Annotated in this window: 19 protein-coding genes; 9 read left to right on the forward strand and 10 right to left on the reverse strand. The window is 63.9% G+C overall.

Annotated features, from left to right (window positions below; all coding sequences use genetic code 11):
* Nucleotides 1–10: 10 nt before the first annotated feature.
* Nucleotides 11–781, forward strand: a complete 771-nt coding sequence (nth, locus tag IB279_RS00235) for an endonuclease III (protein ID WP_192338912.1) — start codon at nt 11–13, stop codon at nt 779–781.
* 22 nt (nt 782–803) lie between these two features.
* Here nth and IB279_RS00240 read toward each other — a convergent pair whose 3' ends face one another.
* Nucleotides 804–1,397 (reverse strand): TetR/AcrR family transcriptional regulator, encoded by a 594-nt coding sequence (locus IB279_RS00240; RefSeq protein WP_060580533.1) that lies wholly within the window; start codon nt 1,395–1,397, stop codon nt 804–806.
* Between the two features lie 68 nt (nt 1,398–1,465).
* Between IB279_RS00240 and IB279_RS00245 the strand changes: the two genes are divergently transcribed.
* Both IB279_RS00245 and IB279_RS00250 read left to right on the forward strand, forming a co-directional pair.
* Nucleotides 1,466–1,894 carry a VOC family protein gene (locus IB279_RS00245; RefSeq protein ID WP_034804958.1) on the forward strand — a complete coding sequence of 143 codons (429 nt, stop codon included), beginning with the start codon at nt 1,466–1,468 and terminating at the stop codon, nt 1,892–1,894.
* Between the two features lie 87 nt (nt 1,895–1,981).
* Nucleotides 1,982–2,974, forward strand: a complete 993-nt coding sequence (locus IB279_RS00250; protein WP_060519440.1) for an adenosine kinase — start codon at nt 1,982–1,984, stop codon at nt 2,972–2,974.
* Nucleotides 2,975–3,013: 39 nt separating this feature from the next.
* Here the strand turns inward: IB279_RS00250 and IB279_RS00255 are convergent, their stop codons facing one another.
* Complete coding sequence (locus IB279_RS00255; RefSeq protein ID WP_034804952.1) at nt 3,014–3,565, reverse strand: SH3 domain-containing protein; 552 nt, start codon at nt 3,563–3,565, stop codon at nt 3,014–3,016.
* Between the two features lie 182 nt (nt 3,566–3,747).
* Here IB279_RS00255 and IB279_RS00260 point away from each other — a divergent pair, with 182 nt between their 5' ends.
* Nucleotides 3,748–4,752: a D-glycerate dehydrogenase gene (locus IB279_RS00260; RefSeq protein WP_034804939.1), complete on the forward strand. Its 1,005-nt coding sequence runs from the start codon at nt 3,748–3,750 to the stop codon at nt 4,750–4,752.
* A gap of 48 nt (nt 4,753–4,800) precedes the next feature.
* Here the strand turns inward: IB279_RS00260 and IB279_RS00265 are convergent, their stop codons facing one another.
* From IB279_RS00265 to recF, 3 genes are read right to left on the reverse strand one after another with little or no spacing between them, the layout of a single operon-like run.
* Entirely contained in the window at nt 4,801–5,268 is a 468-nt protein-coding gene (locus IB279_RS00265; RefSeq protein ID WP_112770779.1) for a GNAT family N-acetyltransferase, read from the reverse strand.
* A gap of 10 nt (nt 5,269–5,278) precedes the next feature.
* Entirely contained in the window at nt 5,279–6,040 is a 762-nt protein-coding gene (locus IB279_RS00270) for a molybdopterin-synthase adenylyltransferase MoeB (protein ID WP_034804936.1), read from the reverse strand.
* Between the two features lie 27 nt (nt 6,041–6,067).
* Nucleotides 6,068–7,192 carry a DNA replication/repair protein RecF gene (gene recF, locus IB279_RS00275; protein ID WP_112770778.1) on the reverse strand — a complete coding sequence of 375 codons (1,125 nt, stop codon included), beginning with the start codon at nt 7,190–7,192 and terminating at the stop codon, nt 6,068–6,070.
* Between the two features lie 203 nt (nt 7,193–7,395).
* Between recF and IB279_RS00280 the strand changes: the two genes are divergently transcribed.
* Both IB279_RS00280 and IB279_RS00285 read left to right on the forward strand, forming a co-directional pair.
* On the forward strand, nt 7,396–8,040 hold the full coding sequence (locus tag IB279_RS00280) for a DUF47 domain-containing protein (protein WP_060580672.1): 645 nt from the start codon (nt 7,396–7,398) through the stop codon (nt 8,038–8,040).
* A complete protein-coding gene (locus IB279_RS00285) occupies nt 8,040–9,044 on the forward strand; it encodes an inorganic phosphate transporter (RefSeq protein ID WP_034804933.1) in 1,005 nt (334 codons plus the stop codon). Before IB279_RS00280 ends, IB279_RS00285 begins: the two co-directional genes overlap by 1 nt.
* 49 nt (nt 9,045–9,093) lie before the next feature.
* Here the strand turns inward: IB279_RS00285 and IB279_RS00290 are convergent, their stop codons facing one another.
* Nucleotides 9,094–10,482 carry a serine hydrolase gene (locus IB279_RS00290; RefSeq protein ID WP_210209341.1) on the reverse strand — a complete coding sequence of 463 codons (1,389 nt, stop codon included), beginning with the start codon at nt 10,480–10,482 and terminating at the stop codon, nt 9,094–9,096.
* Between the two features lie 140 nt (nt 10,483–10,622).
* A complete protein-coding gene (locus IB279_RS00295) occupies nt 10,623–11,522 on the reverse strand; it encodes a LysR family transcriptional regulator (RefSeq protein ID WP_112770711.1) in 900 nt (299 codons plus the stop codon).
* 133 nt (nt 11,523–11,655) lie between these two features.
* Between IB279_RS00295 and IB279_RS00300 the strand changes: the two genes are divergently transcribed.
* The 3 genes from IB279_RS00300 to IB279_RS00310 all read left to right on the forward strand — a co-directional run bounded on the left by IB279_RS00300 (nt 11,656) and on the right by IB279_RS00310 (nt 14,144).
* The gene (locus IB279_RS00300) at nt 11,656–12,405 is read left to right on the forward strand and encodes an SDR family oxidoreductase (RefSeq protein ID WP_060580673.1); all 750 of its coding nucleotides are present in this window, start codon (nt 11,656–11,658) and stop codon (nt 12,403–12,405) included.
* Nucleotides 12,406–12,609: 204 nt separating this feature from the next.
* Nucleotides 12,610–13,245, forward strand: a complete 636-nt coding sequence (locus IB279_RS00305; RefSeq protein WP_034804927.1) for a DUF1326 domain-containing protein — start codon at nt 12,610–12,612, stop codon at nt 13,243–13,245.
* Nucleotides 13,246–13,250: 5 nt separating this feature from the next.
* Nucleotides 13,251–14,144, forward strand: a complete 894-nt coding sequence (locus IB279_RS00310; RefSeq protein ID WP_089043075.1) for a DUF2182 domain-containing protein — start codon at nt 13,251–13,253, stop codon at nt 14,142–14,144.
* Nucleotides 14,145–14,207: 63 nt separating this feature from the next.
* Here the strand turns inward: IB279_RS00310 and dnaJ are convergent, their stop codons facing one another.
* The 3 genes from dnaJ to IB279_RS00325 all read right to left on the reverse strand — a co-directional run bounded on the left by dnaJ (nt 14,208) and on the right by IB279_RS00325 (nt 20,044).
* The gene (gene dnaJ / locus IB279_RS00315; protein ID WP_034804924.1) at nt 14,208–15,338 is read right to left on the reverse strand and encodes a molecular chaperone DnaJ; all 1,131 of its coding nucleotides are present in this window, start codon (nt 15,336–15,338) and stop codon (nt 14,208–14,210) included.
* Between the two features lie 251 nt (nt 15,339–15,589).
* Nucleotides 15,590–17,512, reverse strand: a complete 1,923-nt coding sequence (gene dnaK / locus IB279_RS00320; RefSeq protein ID WP_034804922.1) for a molecular chaperone DnaK — start codon at nt 17,510–17,512, stop codon at nt 15,590–15,592.
* A 261-nt stretch (nt 17,513–17,773) separates the two neighbouring features.
* The gene (locus tag IB279_RS00325) at nt 17,774–20,044 is read right to left on the reverse strand and encodes a transglycosylase domain-containing protein (RefSeq protein ID WP_112770710.1); all 2,271 of its coding nucleotides are present in this window, start codon (nt 20,042–20,044) and stop codon (nt 17,774–17,776) included.
* Nucleotides 20,045–20,154: the final 110 nt, after the last annotated feature.

Below are 20,154 nucleotides of genomic sequence, written 5' to 3' on the forward strand. Positions count from 1 at the left end.
TAGATGCATCATGAAAAACGTGAAGCCAAAATTGCCCGTGGGTGTTGCAAAACCGAAGGCGAGCCGCCGCGCCACGCCGCGGGTGAAGAGCCTCTATAGCCAGGACGAGCTCAAGGAGATCTTCCGTCGCTTCTCGATCCAGCGGCCGGAGCCGAAGGGCGAGCTCGAGCACGTCAATCCCTTCACGCTGGTCGTCGCCGTGGCGCTCTCGGCGCAGGCGACCGATGCCGGCGTCAACAAGGCGACGCGTGCGCTCTTTGCCATCGCCGATACGCCGGAAAAGATGCTGGCGCTCGGCGAAGAAAGAGTCCGGGACTACATCAAGACCATCGGCCTCTATCGCAACAAGGCGAAGAACGTCATCGCGCTGAGCGAAAAGTTGATCCGCGACTTCGGCGGCGAGGTGCCGCGCACACGCGAAGAGCTGGTGACTCTGCCGGGCGTCGGGCGCAAGACCGCCAATGTCGTGCTCTCCATGGCCTTCGGCCAGTCGACGATCGCCGTCGACACCCACATCCTGCGCATCGCCAACAGGATCTGTCTGGCGCCGGGCAAGACCCCGGACGAGGTGGAAGACAAGCTGATAAAGATCATCCCCGACGAGTATCTTTACCACGCCCATCACTGGCTGATCTTGCACGGGCGCTACTGCTGCAAGGCGCGCAAGCCTGAATGCGAGCGCTGTGTCATCGCCGATATCTGCAAGTCGCCGGAAAAGACCTGCGACATCCCGGCGTCGCTCGTCGAACTGCCGCCGCAGATGATCTCCGCCGCAAGCTGACGCCTGCCGTAAACGCTGATCCTTACGTCGACACCATCCGGTCGATCAGCGTGCCGATCGTTTCCGCATAGACCTCGCTCGACGCGCCATCGGCAATGTCGAGCGCCGCGCGATCGAAGGCAGCTGAAAGCAGCGAAGCCATGGCCGACAGCCTTTCGGCAGAAACGGTGGCCGGAGCCATTGCCTCGGCAATCCCTTCCTCGAGCGTTCTCTGCGCGTTGGCCACGTCGATCGCCATCATCTCCCGCTTGCCGAGGACGGCAGGCCCATCGAGCAAGAGCAGGCGGATACGCCCCGGCTCGCGCATGGCGTCGAAATAGGCATGGGCGCCGACCTTCAGTGCCTGGCGGGCCGAAAGGTCGCCTGACGTCGCCTGCTCGATCGACGTCGCCACAGCAATTGCTTCCCGTTCCGCCACCGCGCGAAACAACGCCTTCTTGTCTTCGAAGTGGTGATAGAGCGCGCCGCGGGTCAGGCCGGCGGCCGCGACGATGTCCGGCGTCGACGTGTCGGCGTAGCCCCTGGTGACGAAGAGGCCGCGGGCGGCATCGAGGATCGCGGCGCGCGTCGTGTCGGAGCGCTCGCGATTGGAGCGTCGGGAGATTTCCTGTTGCATACATGCAGCCTGTATGTTAATTAAAGAAACATACAGATTGTATGATATTGCCGGAGCGAGGAAAAGCCATGAAATCGACGAGCTATTACCCGGTCATCATGACGGCCGACGTTGCCGCCACCGCCGCCTTCTATGTCGATCACTTCCGTTTCCAGGCGCTCTTCACCAGCGACTGGTATGTGCATCTTCAATCGGTCGAGGACGAGCATGTGACGTTGGCCGTGCTCGATTACCGCCACGAGACGATCCCCGAGGAGGCGCGTGCGCCGACGCGCGGTCTGCTTTTGAACTTCGAGGTCGATAATCCGGATGCGATCTATGCGCAGGCGCTTGCTGCGGGCCTGCCGATCCTCAAAACCTTGCGCGACGAGGATTTCGGCCAGCGCCATTTCATCACTGCCGACCCGAATGGCGTGCTGATCGATATCATCAAGCCCATTCCGCCGAGCGCCGAATTCGCCGCCGCCTATGAGGAAAGCGCGCTTCCTACGGCGTGAAGCCGCCTGCACGCGTCTTTTGTCTTCCAAATGGCCGGAAAACCGGTATTAACGAACACCGGCCATCACGGAGACCGGACGAGGTTCATGACAAAATACGACGTGCTGACGATCGGCAACGCCATCGTTGATATCATCGCGCGCTGCGACGATGCTTTTCTCAATGAAAACGGCATCATAAAGGGCGCCATGAACCTCATCGATGCCGAGCGAGCCGAGTTGCTGTACTCGCGCATGGGCCCGGCGGTCGAAGCCTCCGGCGGCAGCGCCGGCAATACGGCTGCGGGCGTTGCCAGCCTCGGCGGCCGCGCTGCCTATTTCGGCAAGACCGCAAGCGACCAGCTCGGCGAGATCTTCGCCCACGACATCCGTGCCCAGGGCGTCTATTTCCAGACGAAGCCGCTCGAAACCGTGCCGCCGACGGCGCGCTCGATGATCTTCGTCACCGAGGACGGCGAACGGTCGATGAATACCTATCTCGGCGCCTGCGTCGAGCTTGGCCCCGAGGACGTCGAAGCCGACGTCGTCGCCGAGGCCAAGGTCACCTATTTCGAAGGTTATCTCTGGGATCCGCCGCGCGCCAAGGATGCTATCCGCGAAACCGCACGGATCGCCCACGCGAATGGCCGCGAGACCGCGATCACGCTGTCGGACAGCTTCTGCGTTCACCGCTATCGCGACGAGTTCCTGGAACTCATGCGCTCCGGCACGGTCGACATCGTCTTTGCCAACAAGCAGGAGGCGCTGGCGCTCTACGAGACCGAGGATTTCGATCTGGCGCTGGAGAAGCTCTCGAAGGATTGCAAGCTTGCGGCGGTAACGCTCAGCGAAGAGGGTTCGGTTGTCGTGCGCGGCGACGAACGCGTTCGGGTCAGCGCAACGCCGATCGCCCAGGTTGTCGATACGACCGGCGCCGGCGACCTCTATGCCGCCGGCTTCCTTCACGGCTACACGACCGGGCGCTCGCTCGAAGACTGCAGCAAGCTCGGCAATCTCGCGGCCGGCATCGTCATCGGCCAGATCGGGCCGCGGCCGATGGTCTCGCTGGAAACGGCCGCCAAACAGGCTGGTCTCGCCTGATCCGACCGAATTGATTTTTGGTTAAAGACGGGCGCGGCCTTACTTGAAGGCCTCGCCCGGATAGGCGCCCCAGATTTCGCCTTGGGCGATCCAGCCTTCGACGCCTTGCGCTTCGGCATGGCACCAGTCGCCATTGCACTCGCCGACTTTCACGATGACGCCGGGCTCCATGCGGGCGACGATCGGGGAATTGCCCTGCGCGTCGCGGCGCATGTTGACGAAGACGCCTTCGCCCTTGCCGCGCATCCAGGGGGCTGCAACGGCTGTGCGGTCGCCGGAAAGCAGCGCCTGGTTCACCCAGCCTTCGGTGCCGTCGGCGTCGCGGATGCGGCGCCAGTTGTCGTATTCCTGAATGATCTCGACCGGCACGCCCGGCTTCATGTAGCGGAAGGCGACCGCGTAATCGACGCTCGGGCCGATCCGCAGATTGACGCTCTTGGACTTCAGGCTGACGAAGCGCGGCAGCGGCAGCCCGCTGGCGCCCTTGGCGGCCTGAGCGTAAGCCGCTGACGTCATGATCGCGGCGCCAAGGCAGGCGGCGATCAACGAGAGCGAGAATCTGGAAATGACGTGACGCATGACGAAGCCCATTTTCCGTGGCACTAGCTTTTGCAGGCGCAGTTCACTTGAGGCCCATGGGTCGGGCGGAAATCGCGGGGACGACGACGCGAGTTTTGTTTGTCTTCCCGGTGGGGTCTGGTAGAAATTGCGGCTACAGGGAGAAAGTATCGCCCAACTTGGTTAAGGACCCGTCAACAAGGCCCGTCGCAGCAATGACAAGCAAGAAGAAGCCCACGGTCTACATCACCCGCAAATTGCCTGACATCGTCGAGACGCGCATGCGCGAGCTCTTCGATGCGGAGCTGAACATCGACGACACGCCGCGCAGCCAGCCGGAACTCGTTGCCGCGGTGAAACGCGCCGACGTGCTGGTGCCGACGGTGACCGATCGCATCGATGCGGCGCTGATCGAGCAGGCCGGCCCGCAGCTGAAGCTGATCGCAAGCTTTTCCAACGGCGTCGACAACATCGATGTCGATGCTGCGGCCCGCAAGGGTATCACCGTGACCAACACGCCGAACGTGTTGACCGAAGACACCGCGGACATGGCGATGGCGCTGATCCTCGCCGTGCCGCGCCGGCTTGCCGAAGGTGCGCAGATCCTGACCGATCGCAAGGGCGAATGGGCTGGCTGGTCGCCGACCTGGATGCTCGGCCGGCGCATTGCCGGCAAGCGCATCGGCATCGTCGGCATGGGCCGGATCGGCACCGCTGTCGCCCGCCGCGCCAAGGCCTTCGGCCTTTCGATCCACTACCACAACCGCCACCGGGTGAAGGCGGAAACCGAAGAGATGCTGGAGGCGACCTATTGGGACAGCCTCGACCAGATGCTTGCCCGCGTCGATATCGTCTCGGTCAACTGCCCGTCGACGCCGGCGACCTACCACCTGCTCTCGGCACGGCGATTGGCGCTGATGCGACCGGACAGCTACATCGTCAACACCGCCCGCGGCGGCATCATCGACGAGACGGCGCTGATCAAGTCGCTGCGTGAAGGCAAGATCGCTGGCGCCGGCCTCGACGTCTTCGAGAACGAGCCGGCCGTCAATCCGAAGCTGATCAAGCTTGCCGGTGAGGGCAAGGTCGTGCTTCTGCCGCATATGAGCTCGGCGACGCTTGAGGGCCGCATCGACATGGGCGAGAAGGTGGTGATCAACATCCGCACCTTCTTCGATGGCCACCGACCACCGGACCGCGTGCTTCCGGGCCGCGACTGAACGCGAAACGCCGTGCGGCCGTTCATCCGGTTCGCTCAAGCCCGGAAGCTAAAGTGTCTTGCGCATCTCGATCGCCGTCGGCCGGGTAAAACCGGGATGGCACATCGTGCCGCTCTGGACGAAGCCCCAGGCGGCAAAGGCGCGGTGATTGTCGATGAGTTCGATGCGGGTGAGGAGCCTCAGCGCCGGCAGCTTCAGCGCACGCGCCGTCGCCTCCGCTTCGGCGAGCAGCAGCCGACCGATACCCTTTCCTTGCGTCTCAGGCGCGACGGCAAGCTTGCCGATATAGAGGCAATCGTCCTCCGGTTTGCAGAAGATGCAGCCGACGAGCCTTTCGCCGTCGCGGACGCCGAAGGCGATCTCGTCAGCGATCTTCTGCCGGAGCAACGCGATGTTCAACGCATGCGCCGACGACGGCGGGTCGATCCGCCCGTCCATGTAGGAGAAGGCGCCAAGGATCAGCGCCAGCAGTTCCTCGTAGCGGTCGAATGCTTCGTCGATGCGAAAGATCTGCACCATGGTCGGCCTATGCTCTGCGGCGATAGCGGATGGTGTTGAACTGTGCCGTCAGCGCGTCATACATCAGCAGCCGTCCGACCAGCGGTTCGCCGAAGCCGGCGATCACCTTGATTGCCTCCATCGCCTGCAAGGTGCCGATGACGCCAGTCAGCGCGCCGACGATGCCGGCCTCCGCGCAGGAGGGCACGACACCGGCCGGCGGCGGCTCGGGAAAGAGATCGCGATAGGAGGGGTTCGGCCGTCCATCGGCGCCGGCGCTGTAGGGCATCAGCACCGTCAGCGATCCGTCGAAGCGGCCGACGGCGCCGGTCACCAGCGGAATGCCGACCGCTGCCGCCGTATCGGCGGCGAGATAGCGCGTATCGAAATTGTCCGAGCCGTCGATCACCAGGTCATATTGCCGGAAAAGCGCCTCGGCATTGTCGGGGTTGAGCCTGAGCCTGTGTTCGTCGACGCCGACATGCGGGTTGAGGGCGGTGATCGCCTCGGCGGCCCGCTCGACCTTGGCGCGGTCGATGTCTTCAGTGCGGTGGATGATCTGCCGCTGCAGGTTGGAAAGCGCGACCGCATCGTCGTCGACGATGCCGATCCGGCCGATGCCGGCGGCGGCAAGATAGACGAGCACTGGAGCGCCGAGCCCGCCGGCCCCGATCACCAGCACACGGGCCGCCTTCAACCTTTGTTGCCCGGCACCCCCGATCTCCGGCAGTACGATATGGCGGGCGTAGCGGGTGATCTCCGATTGGTCGAGCTTGTTCTCACCGGTCATGGCAAAATCCTCCTCGGTGACCTCTGCTTATCCCGTAACACTGCCGTGCGAAACCGTCAGAAAGCGGCCGCGTTCGCCCAGCGCCTCGAACATCGCTTGGTCCGTCCCGGTCATGAAGGCCTGGCCGCCAAGGCCGTCGACGAGATCGAACAGAGCGGCGCGCCGGTTGACGTCGAGATGGGCGGCGATCTCGTCGAGCAGCAGGATCGGCGCGTGGCCGGTCATGTCGCCGACGAGGCGCGCATGCGCCAGCACCAGGCCGACGAGCAGCGCCTTCTGCTCCCCGGTCGAGCAGCGTGCTGCCTCCATGTCCTTCTCGCGGTGACGCACGAGCAGGTCGCTCCGGTGCGGCCCGTCGAGCGTGCGCCCCGCCGCGGCGTCGCGCGGACGCCCATCACGCAGCATCGTCAGATATTGTTCTTCCAGATCATAGGCCGGACGATGGCCCTCGTCGTCGAGAAAGCCCGACAACGCCAGGCGCGCCGAGGGAAAGACGCTTTCATCGACAGTGCGCTCGACCAGCGCCGTCAACAGACTGAGCATTTCCTGCCGCGCCAGCGCCATGGAGACGCCGAGACCGGCCATCTCCTTTTCGATCGCCGTCAGCCAGGAAGGGTCCGGGCGGAATTCACCGAGCAGCCGGTTGCGGCTGCGCATCGCCCGGTCGAATTCGCTGGCGCGACGGCCGTGCTCCGGATCGAGCGACAGCACAAGACGATCGAGGAAACGCCGCCGGTCGGCCGAAGGCCCGGTAAAGAGCCCATCCATCGATGGCGTCAGCCAGAGGACGCGCAGGTGATCGGTCAGTTCGTCGACGGTCGCTGCCGGTGTTCCATTCAGCCGCAGCCGCCGGGATTGCCCTTCCGTGACGCCGGCAGTCCCGGTGCCGATCTCGACGGTTCCCTCCATGCCCTCGACTTCCGCAAAGACCGAGAACCCGTCGCCGGCACCGACCCGGGTCACGTCCGCATAGGCTGCGCGCCTGAGGCCGCGGCCGGGCGAAAGGAAAGAGACGGCTTCCATGAGGTTGGTCTTGCCGGCGCCGTTCTCCCCCGTCAGCACCACATGGCGCTGATCGAGCTCAAGCGAGAGGGCCGCATAGTTGCGGAACTCCGTAAGCTTCAGGCGGTTGAGAAAGACCTTGTTTGGCATCGGCAGTCCGGATTCGACGTTGGGCGCAGCTAGGACGAAAGCGCCTGCCAAGGCAAGGCGAAATGGGGCGCGTCGCCATATCGTGCAAGATAGGCCGATATCGACAGGGGAAAGGCGACAAACCCCTTTGATTCGGTGCTTTTCATAAAGGACCTAGTGAAATATGACAGCCGCATGACAATCCACAGATGGATATACGTGTGATGCTGGCCTGGTTCCGCAAACTTCTTCCCCGCGAGGATCGCTTCTTCGACCTCTTCGCAAAACATTCGCGCACCGTCGTCGGTGCTGCCGATGCGCTCGACAAGGTTCTCGCTGGCGGCGACGATCTGGAAAGACACTGCGACCGGATCGTCGCGCTCGAGGATGAGGCGGACCACATCACCGCCGAGGTGCTGCTGGCCGTGCGCCGGTCCTTTATCACGCCCTTCGACCGCGGCGACATCAAGGATCTGATCCAGTCGATGGATGATGCCATCGACATGATGCACAAGACTGTCAAGACGATCCGCCTTTACGAACAGAAGAGCTTCGATCCCGGCATGCGCGAAATGGGCACCACGGTCGTCAAGGCCGCGCACCTGATCGCCGAGGCCATTCCGCTGCTCGATAGGATCGGCGCCAATCACGACCGCCTGATCGCGATCGCCGAAGAGGTCACCCGCATCGAGGGCCGCTCCGACGAACTGCACGAACAGGGCCTCAAGGACCTGTTCCGCCGCCACGGCGCCAGCAACCCGATGGCCTACATCATCGGCAGCGAGATCTATGGCGAGCTCGAAAAGGTCGTCGACCGCTTCGAGGACGTCGCCAATGAAATCAGCGGCATCGTGATCGAGAACGTCTGATGGATGCGACGCTCGCCTTTCCGTTGCTCGTCGGGCTGATCGGCATCGCGCTGTTCTTCGACTTCCTGAACGGTCTGCACGACGCCGCCAACTCGATCGCGACGATCGTCTCGACACGGGTGCTGAGACCGCAGTACGCGGTCATGTGGGCGGCCTTTTTCAACTTCATCGCCTTCCTGTTCTTCGGCCTGCACGTGGCCGAGACGCTGGGCAAGGGCATCATCGATCCCGGCATCGTCACGCCGCTGGTGATCTTCTCGGCGCTGATCGGCGCAATCGTCTGGAACATCGTCACCTGGCTCTTCGGCATCCCGTCGAGTTCGTCGCACGCGCTGATCGGCGGCCTCGTCGGTGCCGGTCTTGCGAGCACCGGTTTCAGTTCGATCGTCTGGACCGGCCTCCTGAAGACCGTCGGCGCGATCTTCATGTCGCCGGCGATCGGCTTTTTCCTGGCGCTCATGCTGGTGCTGATCGTTTCCTGGATCTTCGTGCGCCAGACGCCCTTTGCCGTCGACCGCACCTTCCGCGTCATGCAGTTCGTCTCGGCCTCGCTCTATTCGCTCGGCCATGGCGGCAACGACGCGCAGAAGACCATGGGCATCATCGCGGTGCTGCTCTACTCGCAAGGCTATCTCGGCTCGGAGTTCTATGTGCCGTTCTGGGTGGTGATCACCTGCCAGGCGGCGATCGCGCTCGGCACGCTGTTCGGCGGTTGGCGCATCGTCCACACCATGGGCTCGAAGATTACCAGGCTCAATCCGATGCAGGGCTTCTGCGCCGAGACCGGCGGAGCGATCACGCTTTTTGCCGCCACCTGGCTCGGCATCCCGGTCTCGACCACCCACACCATCACCGGCGCGATCATCGGCGTGGGTGCCGCGCGTCGCGTTTCGGCCGTGCGCTGGGGGCTTGCCGGCAATATCGTCATTGCCTGGTTCATCACCATGCCGGCCGCAGCGGCGATTTCGGCGCTCGCCTACTTCACCATCGATCTGCTGTTCTGATCGATCTGGAAACCGTCTCCCGCCTTCATAAGCAGGCGGGAGACACCCATCATTTCGAGACCCGAGGCGCGGGGCTGCTCTGCCCACCCTGGTGCAAGGTCAGGCTTTCGGCTCGGTCGCCTTTGAGCGTGAAGCTGATCTGGGCATCGATGAGCTTCGTAAAGAAGCCGTGCTCGGCCTCCGGAAGGATTTCGAGCCGGTCCTGCCCGGTCGCCTGGGCAAACAGGCTATCGCCATCCCGAAAGATCGTGAGTTCGAAGTCGGGCGCCAGCCTGTAGGTGCCGACATAGGCATCATAGCGCGCCGGGTCGATCACTATGGCCGTACGCTTGACGATCGGCGGCGCAAGCGGCGCGTTGCGATTGAGCAGATGGCGGCCGATGTCGTCGACGCCGACCTCGGTCGACGCATTCGACAGGGCGACGACGCCGACACCCGTCGACGGACGGTAGCCGACGAAGGATCTATAGCCGCCGGTTCCGCCATTGTGCCAGATGAACTGCTCGTCGCCCTTGCCGGAGACGACCCAGCCGAGCGCCTGCTGGTCGCGATCGCCCTTGCCGAGCGGTTGTCGGGTCGACAGCAGCGTGCTGAAGGCGGGAGCGAGCGGCGATGCCGTCTTTCCCATGGCCGCCTCAAGGAAAAGCAGGAGATCGTCGACGGTCGAGCGCAGGGCGCCTGCACCCTGCAGCGCGTCGAGATCCCATTCGCTCACCGGCTCCATGGCCGCATCGTGGCCCGTTGCGCGGCGTTCGGCCCAGTCGGGCTGCTGCGTGATCGCCGTGTCCTTCATGCCGAGGGGAACGGCGATACGGCTGACGACGAGGTCTTCATAGGAGACCCCGGCCTTCAAGGCGATCGCGTGGCCGAGAAGCCCGGCGCCGAGATTGGAGTATTCATGCTCGACGCCGGGGCGGCGCTGCGGCTTGTGACTGGAGAGGAAAGCATAGAGCTTCGCCGCGTCGTAGCCGGCATAGGGATTGCTCATGTCGGCCGGCACCAGATTGCTGGGCAATCGCGGCAGGCCGGACATGTGCGTTGCGAGGTCGCCGAGCGTGATCGGCGTCTGCTTGTCCTCGGGCATGATCACGCTCTCGGGAAGAAGCGTGGCGACGGGTGTGCCGAGGCTGAGTGTGCCTTTCTCCATCGCATCGGCCAGCAGCAGCGCGGTAAAGACCTTGGTGACCGAGCCGATCTCGAACACGGTCTGCCCGTCGACGGGGCGCGGGTCGCCTGTGGCCGGATGGCCGTGGGCGATGATGCGCCGGCCATTGGCATCGATGATACCGACGACGATGCCGATCGACTGCTGCTGCTTGTCGATCCGGTCGGCCAGGATCTCCTGAATTTCTGCGTCGGTGGGAGCGGGAAGCGGACTTGCGTGAGCGTTGGTGCCAAGCGCCATGAGGACGATCCAGTTCAGAAAGCGGTTCCGCATGAAGGATAGGAATCCAATTTTCGGTTGTCAGGGGATGCGCTGATGATGCCAGCCGGTTTCGGTCAAGCCTTGGTCAAGACTTGATCGGCGATCGGCGCGATACCGTCGCCCGCAACGATTGTGCCGGGATTGCGGAGCCGTCACGGATCCCAATAGGGCGGATCGCCGAAGGCTTCCTTCAGGTGCTGGGCGATGGCTCTGAGCTTGGTGGAGGCGCGCCGGCCCTCCGGATGCGCCATGTAGATGAACTCCGGCTCCGGGCTGAGCCCGACGTCGATCTCGTTCAGTTGCCCCTCGCGCACGGCCGGACCGGCGATGAAGGCGGGCAACAGCGCGATGCCGAGCCCGGCGACGGCGGCATCGTGCAGCATGTCGCCATTGTTCATGCCAAGCGCCAGGCGCGCCCGTACGACTGTCGCACCGCCAGGTCCTTCGAAGCGCCAGTCGGCAGCACCCCGGTTGGTGTAGAAGATGCCGCGATGGCCCTCGAGTTCGGCGAGCGACGCGGGCGTGCCGTGCCGGTCGAGATAGTCGGGCGCGGCGACCAGCAGGCGCCGGCTTCTCGCAAGTTTCCACACGACCAGCCGCGAGTCGGCGATCGCGCCATGGCGCACGATCGCGTCGTAGCCTTCGGAGGCGGCATCGACCCGTCGGTCGTCGAGGTCAAGCGTCAGTTCGATCTCCGGGTGTTGGGCCAGGAACGGATAGAGCGCCGGGCCGAGATGCCTTCGGCCGAAGCTGACGGGGGCCGCGATCCGAAGCGATCCCGTCAGCAGCCCGCGGCGTTCGGCAAGATCGCTGGCGGCCGCCTGCACTTCGCTGACAATCCGGATGGCGCGCTCGCGAAACGCGATGCCATCCTCGGTGAGCGTCAGCTTGCGTGTGGTGCGGTGGAGAAGCGTGGCGTTGAGCCCGCGCTCCAGTTCTGCCACTCTTTCGCTGACGACGGATTTCGACAGCCGCAGGCGACGTGCCGCCTCGCTGATCGAGCCGGCTTCGGCCACGGCGACAAAGGCAGCTATTCCTTCGATCTTCATCATCGTTCGGCTTTTCCGAATTCGAGTTCCACGATTGGGAGACTAATCCGAACGACCGTTTTCCGCCATATCTGTGGGCATCGAAGGACGGCCAATCGAACCGGCCTCCTTCTCAACCCAGCAAGAGGATTTCATCATGTCACGTTTGGAGAACAAGACGGCACTCATCACCGGCGGCACCAGCGGCATCGGTCTCGAAACCGCCCGCCAGTTCATTGCCGAAGGCGCACGCGTTGCCGTCACCGGCACCAATCCGAAGAACATCGCCGAAGCCCGATCCGTTCTTGGCGAGGCCGCGCTCATCATCGAGGCCGATGCCGGCAATGTCGCCGGCCAGGCGGCCGTTGCCGAAAAGATCCGTGCCGCCTTCGGCACGCTCGACATCCTGTTCGTCAATGCCGGCATCGCCAAGCTGCAGCCGATCGAAGAGTGGGACGAGGCAAGCTTCGATCGGTCGATCGCCATCAACGTCAAGGGCCCTTACTTCCTGATCCAGGCATTGCTGCCCGTGTTCTCGAAGCGCGCCTCGGTCGTGCTCAACACCTCGATCAACGCCCATATCGGCATGCCGACCTCCAGCGTCTATGCGTTGACCAAGGCGGGCCTGCTGTCGCTGGCCCGCACGCTCTCCGGCGAACTCATCGGCCGCGGCATCCGGGTCAATGCCGTCAGCCCCGGCCCAATCCGCACGCCGCTCCATGACGGCCACGCCCCGACGCCCGAACAAAACAAGCAAGTGGTTGATGCGATCGCCGCGCAGATCCCGCTTGGCCGTTTCGGCGATGCGAGCGAGATCGCCAAGGCCGTGGTCTTCCTCGCTTCGGACGAAGCCACCTTTACCGTCGGTGCCGAACTGATCGTCGATGGCGGCATGGCGACGCTCTAGGACGGGCACCGATAAAGAGCTCGAAACCTGATCATCCAAGCGCCGCGGGTCCGACCGACCCACGGCGCTGTCGTGTTCCCGCCTTTGCCCATCGCCTGCCGTTGGCATCGGAGGCGGAGAAGAGTATATTTTTCTATTCTAATAAAAGGCATCCGTTTGCGGGGAACCGCGAGACGAACACCGATCAGATCTCAGGAGGAGACGATGACGAGTGTCAGATGGATGATGAAGGGGCGTGAGTTCATTCATTGCAATTGCGCCTATGGCTGCCCCTGCCAGTTCAACGCTCTGCCGACCCAAGGCCATTGCAGCGCTGTCGGCGCCTTCGAGATCGAGGAAGGCTATCACGGCGACACGCGGCTCGATGGGCTTCGCGGCGGCCTGATCGCCGCCTGGCCGGGCGCGATCCATGAGGGCAGGGGGCAGGTGGTGCCGATCGTCGACAGCCGCGCATCGGACGAACAGCGCGGCGCGCTGCTGCGCATTATGAGTGGCGAGGATACGGAACCCGGCGCGACCTTCTTCCAGGTCTTCGCAACCACCTTCGAAACCATGCACGATCCGGTCTTTGCCGAGATCGATTTCGAGGTTGATGTTGGCGCCCGAACGGCGCGGCTGAACGTACCGGGCTGGATCGCCGCACGCGGCGAGCCGATCCTCAATCCCGTGACCGGCGCCGCCCATCAGGCGCGCATCAATCTCCCCCATGGCTTCGAATACGACATTTGCGAAGTCGGGCGCGGATGGGCCGATACGAAAGGGCCGCTGACTTTGGCGCTTGCGGATTCGCATGCCCATTTCGCCCGGATGCATTTGACCGAAAGCGGCGTGATCCACTGACGCCGATGGGAGACACGGCGCTCGAAACCCTGCTTAGACGTGACCGCGTCATCGTCGTGGCGGCGCTGGTCACCCTGACGGCGATCAGCTGGCTCTACATCCTGTGGCTGGCGTCGGCCATGGACATGGCTGGTCCCCCGGCTCCTTCAGCCAGCATGGATATGGGCTCCGGCATGGACATGGATATGCCCATGGACATGCCGGCGGACAAGCCCATGACCATGGGGGCACAGCAGGGCGCCATGGCATCGATGGCGGGCGCGGTTGCCGCTCCCTGGTCCGCCACGACCTTCGCCTATGCCCTCGTCATGTGGGCCGTAATGATGGTCGGCATGATGGTGCCGTCGGCGACGCCGATGATCCTGCTCTATGCCCGTGTCGGCCGCAAGGCCGCCCAACAGGGCAAGCCCTTTGCCGCCACCGGTTTCTTTGCCGCCGGCTATCTGTCGGCGTGGATCCTGTTCGCGCTCGTCGCCGTTCTCGGGCAATGGCTGCTCGATCGCGCCCTGTTGCTCACGCCGGCGCTTGCAAGCGCCAGTGCGGTCCTCAGCGGCATCGTTCTGACTGCTGTCGGCCTGTTCCAGTTCACGCCGCTCAAGGATCGCTGTCTCAGCCAATGCCAGGCGCCGCTGCTTTTCATCCAGTCCCACGGCGGCTTTCGTCGGGAAGCGGGCGGCGCCTTCGGCCTCGGTGTACGGCACGGGCTCTATTGCGTCGGCTGCTGCTGGGCGCTGATGGCGCTGCTGTTCGTCGGCGGGGTGATGAACGTGCTGTGGATCGCCGCGATCGCCATCTTCGTTCTGGCGGAGAAGGTCGTGCCCGGCGGCAGGATCCTGTCCCGCATCGCCGGGGTAGCGCTCGTTTTGGCCGGGCTGTGGCAGCTCATGGCCCTGCTCTGAAGTAGAAGCGCCGCGCAACCGTTTCCGGCGCGCGGCGCTGTAGAAGTCGTCGGGCTTGAAGCCTTAGTCGCTCAGCGTATCGAAGAAATCCTTCATCCGGGCAAAGAAGCCGGTCGATTCCGGATTGTTGTCCTTGGAGGAGATCTCCTCGAATTCCTGCAGCAGTTCGCGCTGGCGCTTGGTCAGCTTCTGCGGCGTTTCGATCTGGATCTGGATGTAGAGGTCGCCCGATTGCGCCGAGCGCAGCACCGGCATGCCCTTGCCCTTCAAGCGGAACTGCTTGCCGGCCTGGGTGCCCTCGGGAACCGTGACGCGCGACTTGGTGCCGTCGAGTGTCGTCACGTCGAACTTGCCGCCAAGGGCAGCCGTCGTCATCGAGATCGGCACGCTGCAATAGAGATCGGCGCCGTCGCGCTGGTAGAACTCATGCGGCCTGACCGAAAGGAAGATGTAGAGGTCGCCCGACGGTCCGCCGCGAAGGCCGGCTTCGCCTTCGCCCGAAAGGCGGATGCGCGTACCGTCCTCGATGCCGGCCGGAATGTTGACCGAGAGGGTGCGCTCTTCGGTGACCCGGCCCTGGCCGTGGCACTTGCCGCAGGGGTCGGTGATCGTCTGACCGCGCCCGCCGCAGGTGGGGCAGGTGCGTTCGATCGAGAAGAAGCCTTGAGCGGCGCGCACGCGGCCGGAGCCGTGGCAGGTGCCGCAGGTCTTGGGGCTGGTGCCCGGCTTGGCGCCGGAGCCGGTGCAGACGTCGCAGGTGATCGAGGTCGGAACGCGGATCTGCGCCGTTTTGCCGCCGAAGGCTTCCTCGAGCGAGATCTCCATGTTGTAGCGAAGATCGGCGCCGCGCTCGCGGCCGCCCGATGAGCGCCGCTGGCGCCCGCCGCCCATCATCTCGCCGAAGATGTCTTCGAAGATGTCGGAGAAACCGCCGGCGCCACCGCCGCCGAAGCCGTTGCCCATGCCGCCCTGCTCGAAAGCCGCATGACCGTAGCGGTCATAGGCCGCCCGCTTCTGCGGGTCCTTGAGCATCTCGTAGGCTTCGTTGATTTCCTTGAAGGTCTTCTCCGCTGCCGCGTCGCCGGGGTTCTTGTCCGGATGATACTTCATCGCGAGCTTGCGGAAGGCGCTCTTCAGCTCCTTTTCGTCGGCGTTCTTGGCAACACCAAGCGTTTCGTAGAGATCACGTTTCATTCGTAGAAGATTATCCTGTTGGCAAGCCAGCGCGATGGCTCGGCGGCTGCCCGTTTACCTTGCCACCGATTTAGTAAACCTTGAAGCGCGATACCATAGCCCGAACGGCGGTAGATACGGTTTTTTGTCGGAAAAGGTACGTTTGCGGCAAGTCACAGTGCCGATCGCCGATATTGCAGGCCCTGACGGGCGAGACCGGCAACAAAAAAGCCCGGGCGAACCCGGGCTTTTCCGTCTGTTTGAAGGGCGACTTAGGCCGAACGCTTGCGATCGTCTTCGTCGTTGACTTCTTCGTAGTCGGCATCGACGACATCGCCGTCACGGGCAGCGTCGGCGGCGGCATCCGCATGAGCGGCTTCCGTCTGCTGCGCTTCGTAGATCGCCTGGCCGAGTTTCATGGAAACTTCCATGAGCGTGTTGGTCTTGGCCTTGATGTCTTCGGCGTCCGGCTCGGAGGCTTCGACGGCGGTCTTCAGCGCGGCAATCGCGTCGGAGATCGCCTTGCGGTCCGTTTCCGAAACCTTGTCGCCGTAATCCTTCAGCGACTTCTCGCTGGAGTGGATCAGGCTTTCGGCCTGGTTCTTGGCTTCCACGCCTTCGCGACGCTTCTTGTCGACCTCAGCGTTGGCTTCGGCGTCCTTGACCATCTTTTCGATGTCGGCGTCGGAGAGGCCGCCAGATGCCTGGATGCGGATCTGGTGTTCCTTGCCGGTGCCTTTGTCCTTGGCCGAAACCTGCACGATGCCGTTGGCATCGATGTCGAAGGTCACTTCGATCTGCGGCATGCCGCGCGGTGCCGGCGGAATGCCGACGAGGTCGAACTGGCCGAGCAGCTTGTTGTCTGCAGCCATTTCACGCTCGCCCTGGGAGACGCGGATCGTCACGGCCGACTGGTTGTCGTCGGCGGTCGAGAAGGTCTGCGACTTCTTGGTCGGGATCGTCGTGTTGCGTTCGATCAGGCGGGTGAAGACGCCACCGAGCGTTTCGATGCCGAGCGACAGCGGGGTGACGTCGAGCAGGAGAACGTCCTTGACGTCGCCCTGCAGAACGCCGGCCTGGATGGCGGCGCCCATGGCGACCACTTCATCCGGGTTCACGCCCTTGTGCGGCTCCTTGCCGAACAGCTGCTTGACGGTTTCCTGCACCTTCGGCATGCGGCTCATGCCACCGACGAGAACGACTTCGTCGATCTCGGCAGCCGAGACGCCGGCATCCTTGAGGGCTGCCTTGCACGGCGCGACGGTGCGCTGGATCAGGTCGTCGACAAGCGCTTCGAACTTGGCGCGGGTCAGCTTCATCGTCAGGTGCTTCGGACCGGAAGCGTCAGCCGTGATGAACGGCAGGTTGATTTCGGTCTGCTGCGACGAGGACAGCTCGATCTTGGCCTTTTCAGCGGCTTCCTTCAGGCGCTGAAGAGCGAGCTTGTCGTTCTTCAGGTCGATGCCCTGTTCCTTCTTGAACTCGCCGGCGAGGTACTGGACGAGACGCATGTCGAAGTCTTCGCCACCGAGGAAGGTGTCGCCGTTGGTCGACTTCACTTCGAAGACGCCGTCGCCGATTTCGAGAACCGAGATATCGAAGGTACCACCACCCAAGTCGTAAACGGCGATCGTCTTGCCGTCCTTCTTGTCGAGGCCGTAGGCGAGCGCTGCCGCGGTCGGCTCGTTGATGATGCGCAGAACTTCGAGACCGGCGATCTTGCCGGCATCCTTGGTTGCCTGGCGCTGAGCGTCGTTGAAGTAGGCCGGAACGGTGATGACGGCCTTCTCGACCTTTTCACCGAGGTAGGATTCGGCCGTTTCCTTCATCTTCTGAAGGATCATGGCGGAGATCTGCGACGGGGAGTAATCCGTGCCGTGCGCTTCGACCCAGGCGTCGCCATTGTCGGCCTTGGTAATCTTGTAAGGAACCATGTCCTTGTCTTTTTGCGTGGTCGGGTCCTGGAAGGTCCGGCCGATCAGGCGCTTGATCGCAAAAAGCGTGTTTTCCGGATTGGTGACAGCCTGGCGCTTGGCCGGCTGGCCAACGAGGCGCTCGCCGTCTTCGCTGAATGCCACCATCGAGGGGGTCGTGCGCGCACCCTCGGCATTTTCGATCACCTTCGCGTCTTTACCGTCCATGACGGCGACGCAGGAGTTGGTCGTTCCCAGGTCAATACCAATAACTTTAGCCATGTCGTTCTCTCCTTGCAGCGGACTGTCGGAACCCGGTCAGGCATTCGTGAGACAGCCCCTAACGGGATGGTCTTTGGATTTCTTCGCAGCTTAGACTGCGCCGATGCGGCGTATATAAGGACCGGCGTTTCGGACTGCAAGGCATTCTGCGGGGCGTTTGGGGGCAAAAGCAAGCCCGGGATTTGTCTAGCCCGAAATGGGCCATCGGCCGCAGCCTGCCTACAGGCCGGATCCCCTGTCAAATCGAGGTTCACGGGCGGCTCAGCCGCCGGTCAGAATATCGAAAAGCGTGGTGCGGCGCGTGGCCCCGGTCGTCTGGCCGACATCGGCCGGCGGTACCAGGCCGCCGTTGCCCTGGTCCGCCGTCTGGCCGCCCCACGGGGCGCCGCCCTGGTCGACCGGACGCTGCCCGACCGCGACGCCGCCATCGACGCCGACGGGTGCTTCCGGGAAGGCTTCCGGGTCGCCGGACATCAGGTCGCCTGGGGGCGGCGCGGTGCCGTCGTCGAAGACCGGCTGCACGCCGGTCGTCCCGAACAGCGGCGAAGGCGAAAGCCCTTCGTGGGCCGCCATCATGAAATCGTGCCAGGCCTTGGCCGGCAGGCCGCCGCCGGTGACCTTCTTCATCGACTTGCCGTCGTCGTTGCCGAACCAGACGCCGGTCGTGAGGTTGGAGGTGTAGCCGACGAACAGCGCGTCGCGGAAGGACTGCGTCGTGCCGGTCTTGCCGGCCGCTTCCCAGCCTTTCAGCTGCGCCTTCTTGCCGGTGCCCTTGGTCAGCACCCGCAGCAGCATCTGGTTCATCTCGCTGACGATCGCCGGATCGAGCACGCGCGGCGGGTTGTCGTAGGTGTTTTCGTAGAGCACCGTTCCGTCCGCCTTGGAAATGCGGCGGATCACGTGCGGCGTCGCCTTGAAGCCGCCATTCATGAAGGGGGCATAGGCCGACGTCAGTTCGACGAGGCTCACTTCCGACGTCCCGAGCGCGATCGAGGCGTTTGCCTGCATCTCGGAATCGATACCGAGGCGGTGCGCGACCTTGACGACGTTGGAAGGACCGACCTCCATGACCAGCTGGGCTGCGATCGTGTTCAGCGAGTTGGCGAGCGCATCGGCAAGCGTCACCTCGCCGCGATATTTCTGGTCGTAATTCTCCGGCGTCCAGTTGCCGATCCGGACCGGACCGTCATTGCGGATCGACATCGGCGTGCGGCCGATCTCCATGGCCGCGGCATAAACGAAGGGCTTGAAGGCCGAGCCCGGCTGGCGCTTGGCCTTGGAGGCGCGGTCGAACTGGCTCTCGGCATAGTCCTTGCCGCCGACGAGCGCCCGGATGGCGCCGGTGCCGTCGACCGAGACGAGGGCGGCCTGCGAGGCGTCGAGCTTCTTGCCGTCGGCGTCCAGCGTCGCGGCAATCACTTCCTCGGCCTTCTTTTCGAGATTGAGGTCGATCGTCGTGTCGATGACCAGGTCTTCCTTGATCTCGCCGATCATGCCCGGAAGCTGGTCCATCACCATGTCGGCGACATAATGCTCGGCGCCCGACCAGTAGCTCTTGGCCTTGGTCGGCGTCTGCGACATCGCCGTCTTGATCTCGCTGTCGGTGACGAAGCCTTCCTCGCGCATCGCGCCCAGCACGATCTGGGCGCGCTCTTCCGCCGCCTTCGGATCACGCGCCGGCGAGAGCCGCGAAGGGGCCTTGAGCAAGCCCGCGAGCAGGGCCGCCTCGCCGAGGTTCACGTCGCGTGCCGACTTGTTGAAGTAGCGCCGCGAGGCCGCTTCGACGCCGTAGGCGTTGGAGCCGAAGAACACCCGGTTGAGATACATCGCCAGGATCTGGTCCTTGGAATATTTCTGCTCGAGCCAGAAGGCGAGCAAGACTTCCTGCACCTTGCGCTCCAGCGTGCGCTCCGGCGACAGGAACAGGTTCTTGGCGAGCTGCTGCGTCAGCGTCGAGCCGCCCTGGACCATGCGGCCCGTAGTGACGTTCGTCAGCATGGCGCGGGCCAGACCTAAGGGGTCGATGCCGAAATGGGAGTAGAAGCGCCGGTCTTCGATGGCGATGACTGCCTGCGGGATATAGGGCGACATGTTTTCGAGCGAAAGCGCTTCGCCGCCCGTGGTGCCGCGGTTGGCGATGATGTCGCCGCTGACGGCAAGGATCTTCACGTTCGGCGGGCGATCGGGGATCGACCAGCTTTCGGCGCTCGGCATGCGCGCGCCATAGTAGAGCACCAGGCCGCCGACGCCCATCGCGCCCCAGATGCCGAGCACGATGCACCAGTAGAACAGCGTGCGGACAAGGCCGACCAAGCCACCGCCACCGGAGCCGCGACGGCCGCCGCCGCGCTTGCCGGCTGGCTTCTTCTTGCCGCTGCTCCTGTTGGTCTGGCCGGAAGATTTGCCGCGTGGCGCCTTGCGGCTCGTGGTCACGCGGTCGCTGGCCTCGACGCGAAAATCGTCGTCGTCATCGTCCTCGTTTCCGCCGAACGAGGGCTCGATCCGCTGTCCTGACCTGCCGCTTGCTGCCATGCCGTTTGATCTATCCCTCACCGCCCAGCGGTGGCCCTTGGCGCTATCGTTGCGGCCAATCGATTTCGACGGCGGTAACGGCGTCCCACGCCCATCCGCCACGGCGACCG

The organism is Ensifer sp. ENS06, from assembly GCF_014852205.1.
GTDB classification, from domain to species: domain Bacteria; phylum Pseudomonadota; class Alphaproteobacteria; order Rhizobiales; family Rhizobiaceae; genus Ensifer; species Ensifer adhaerens.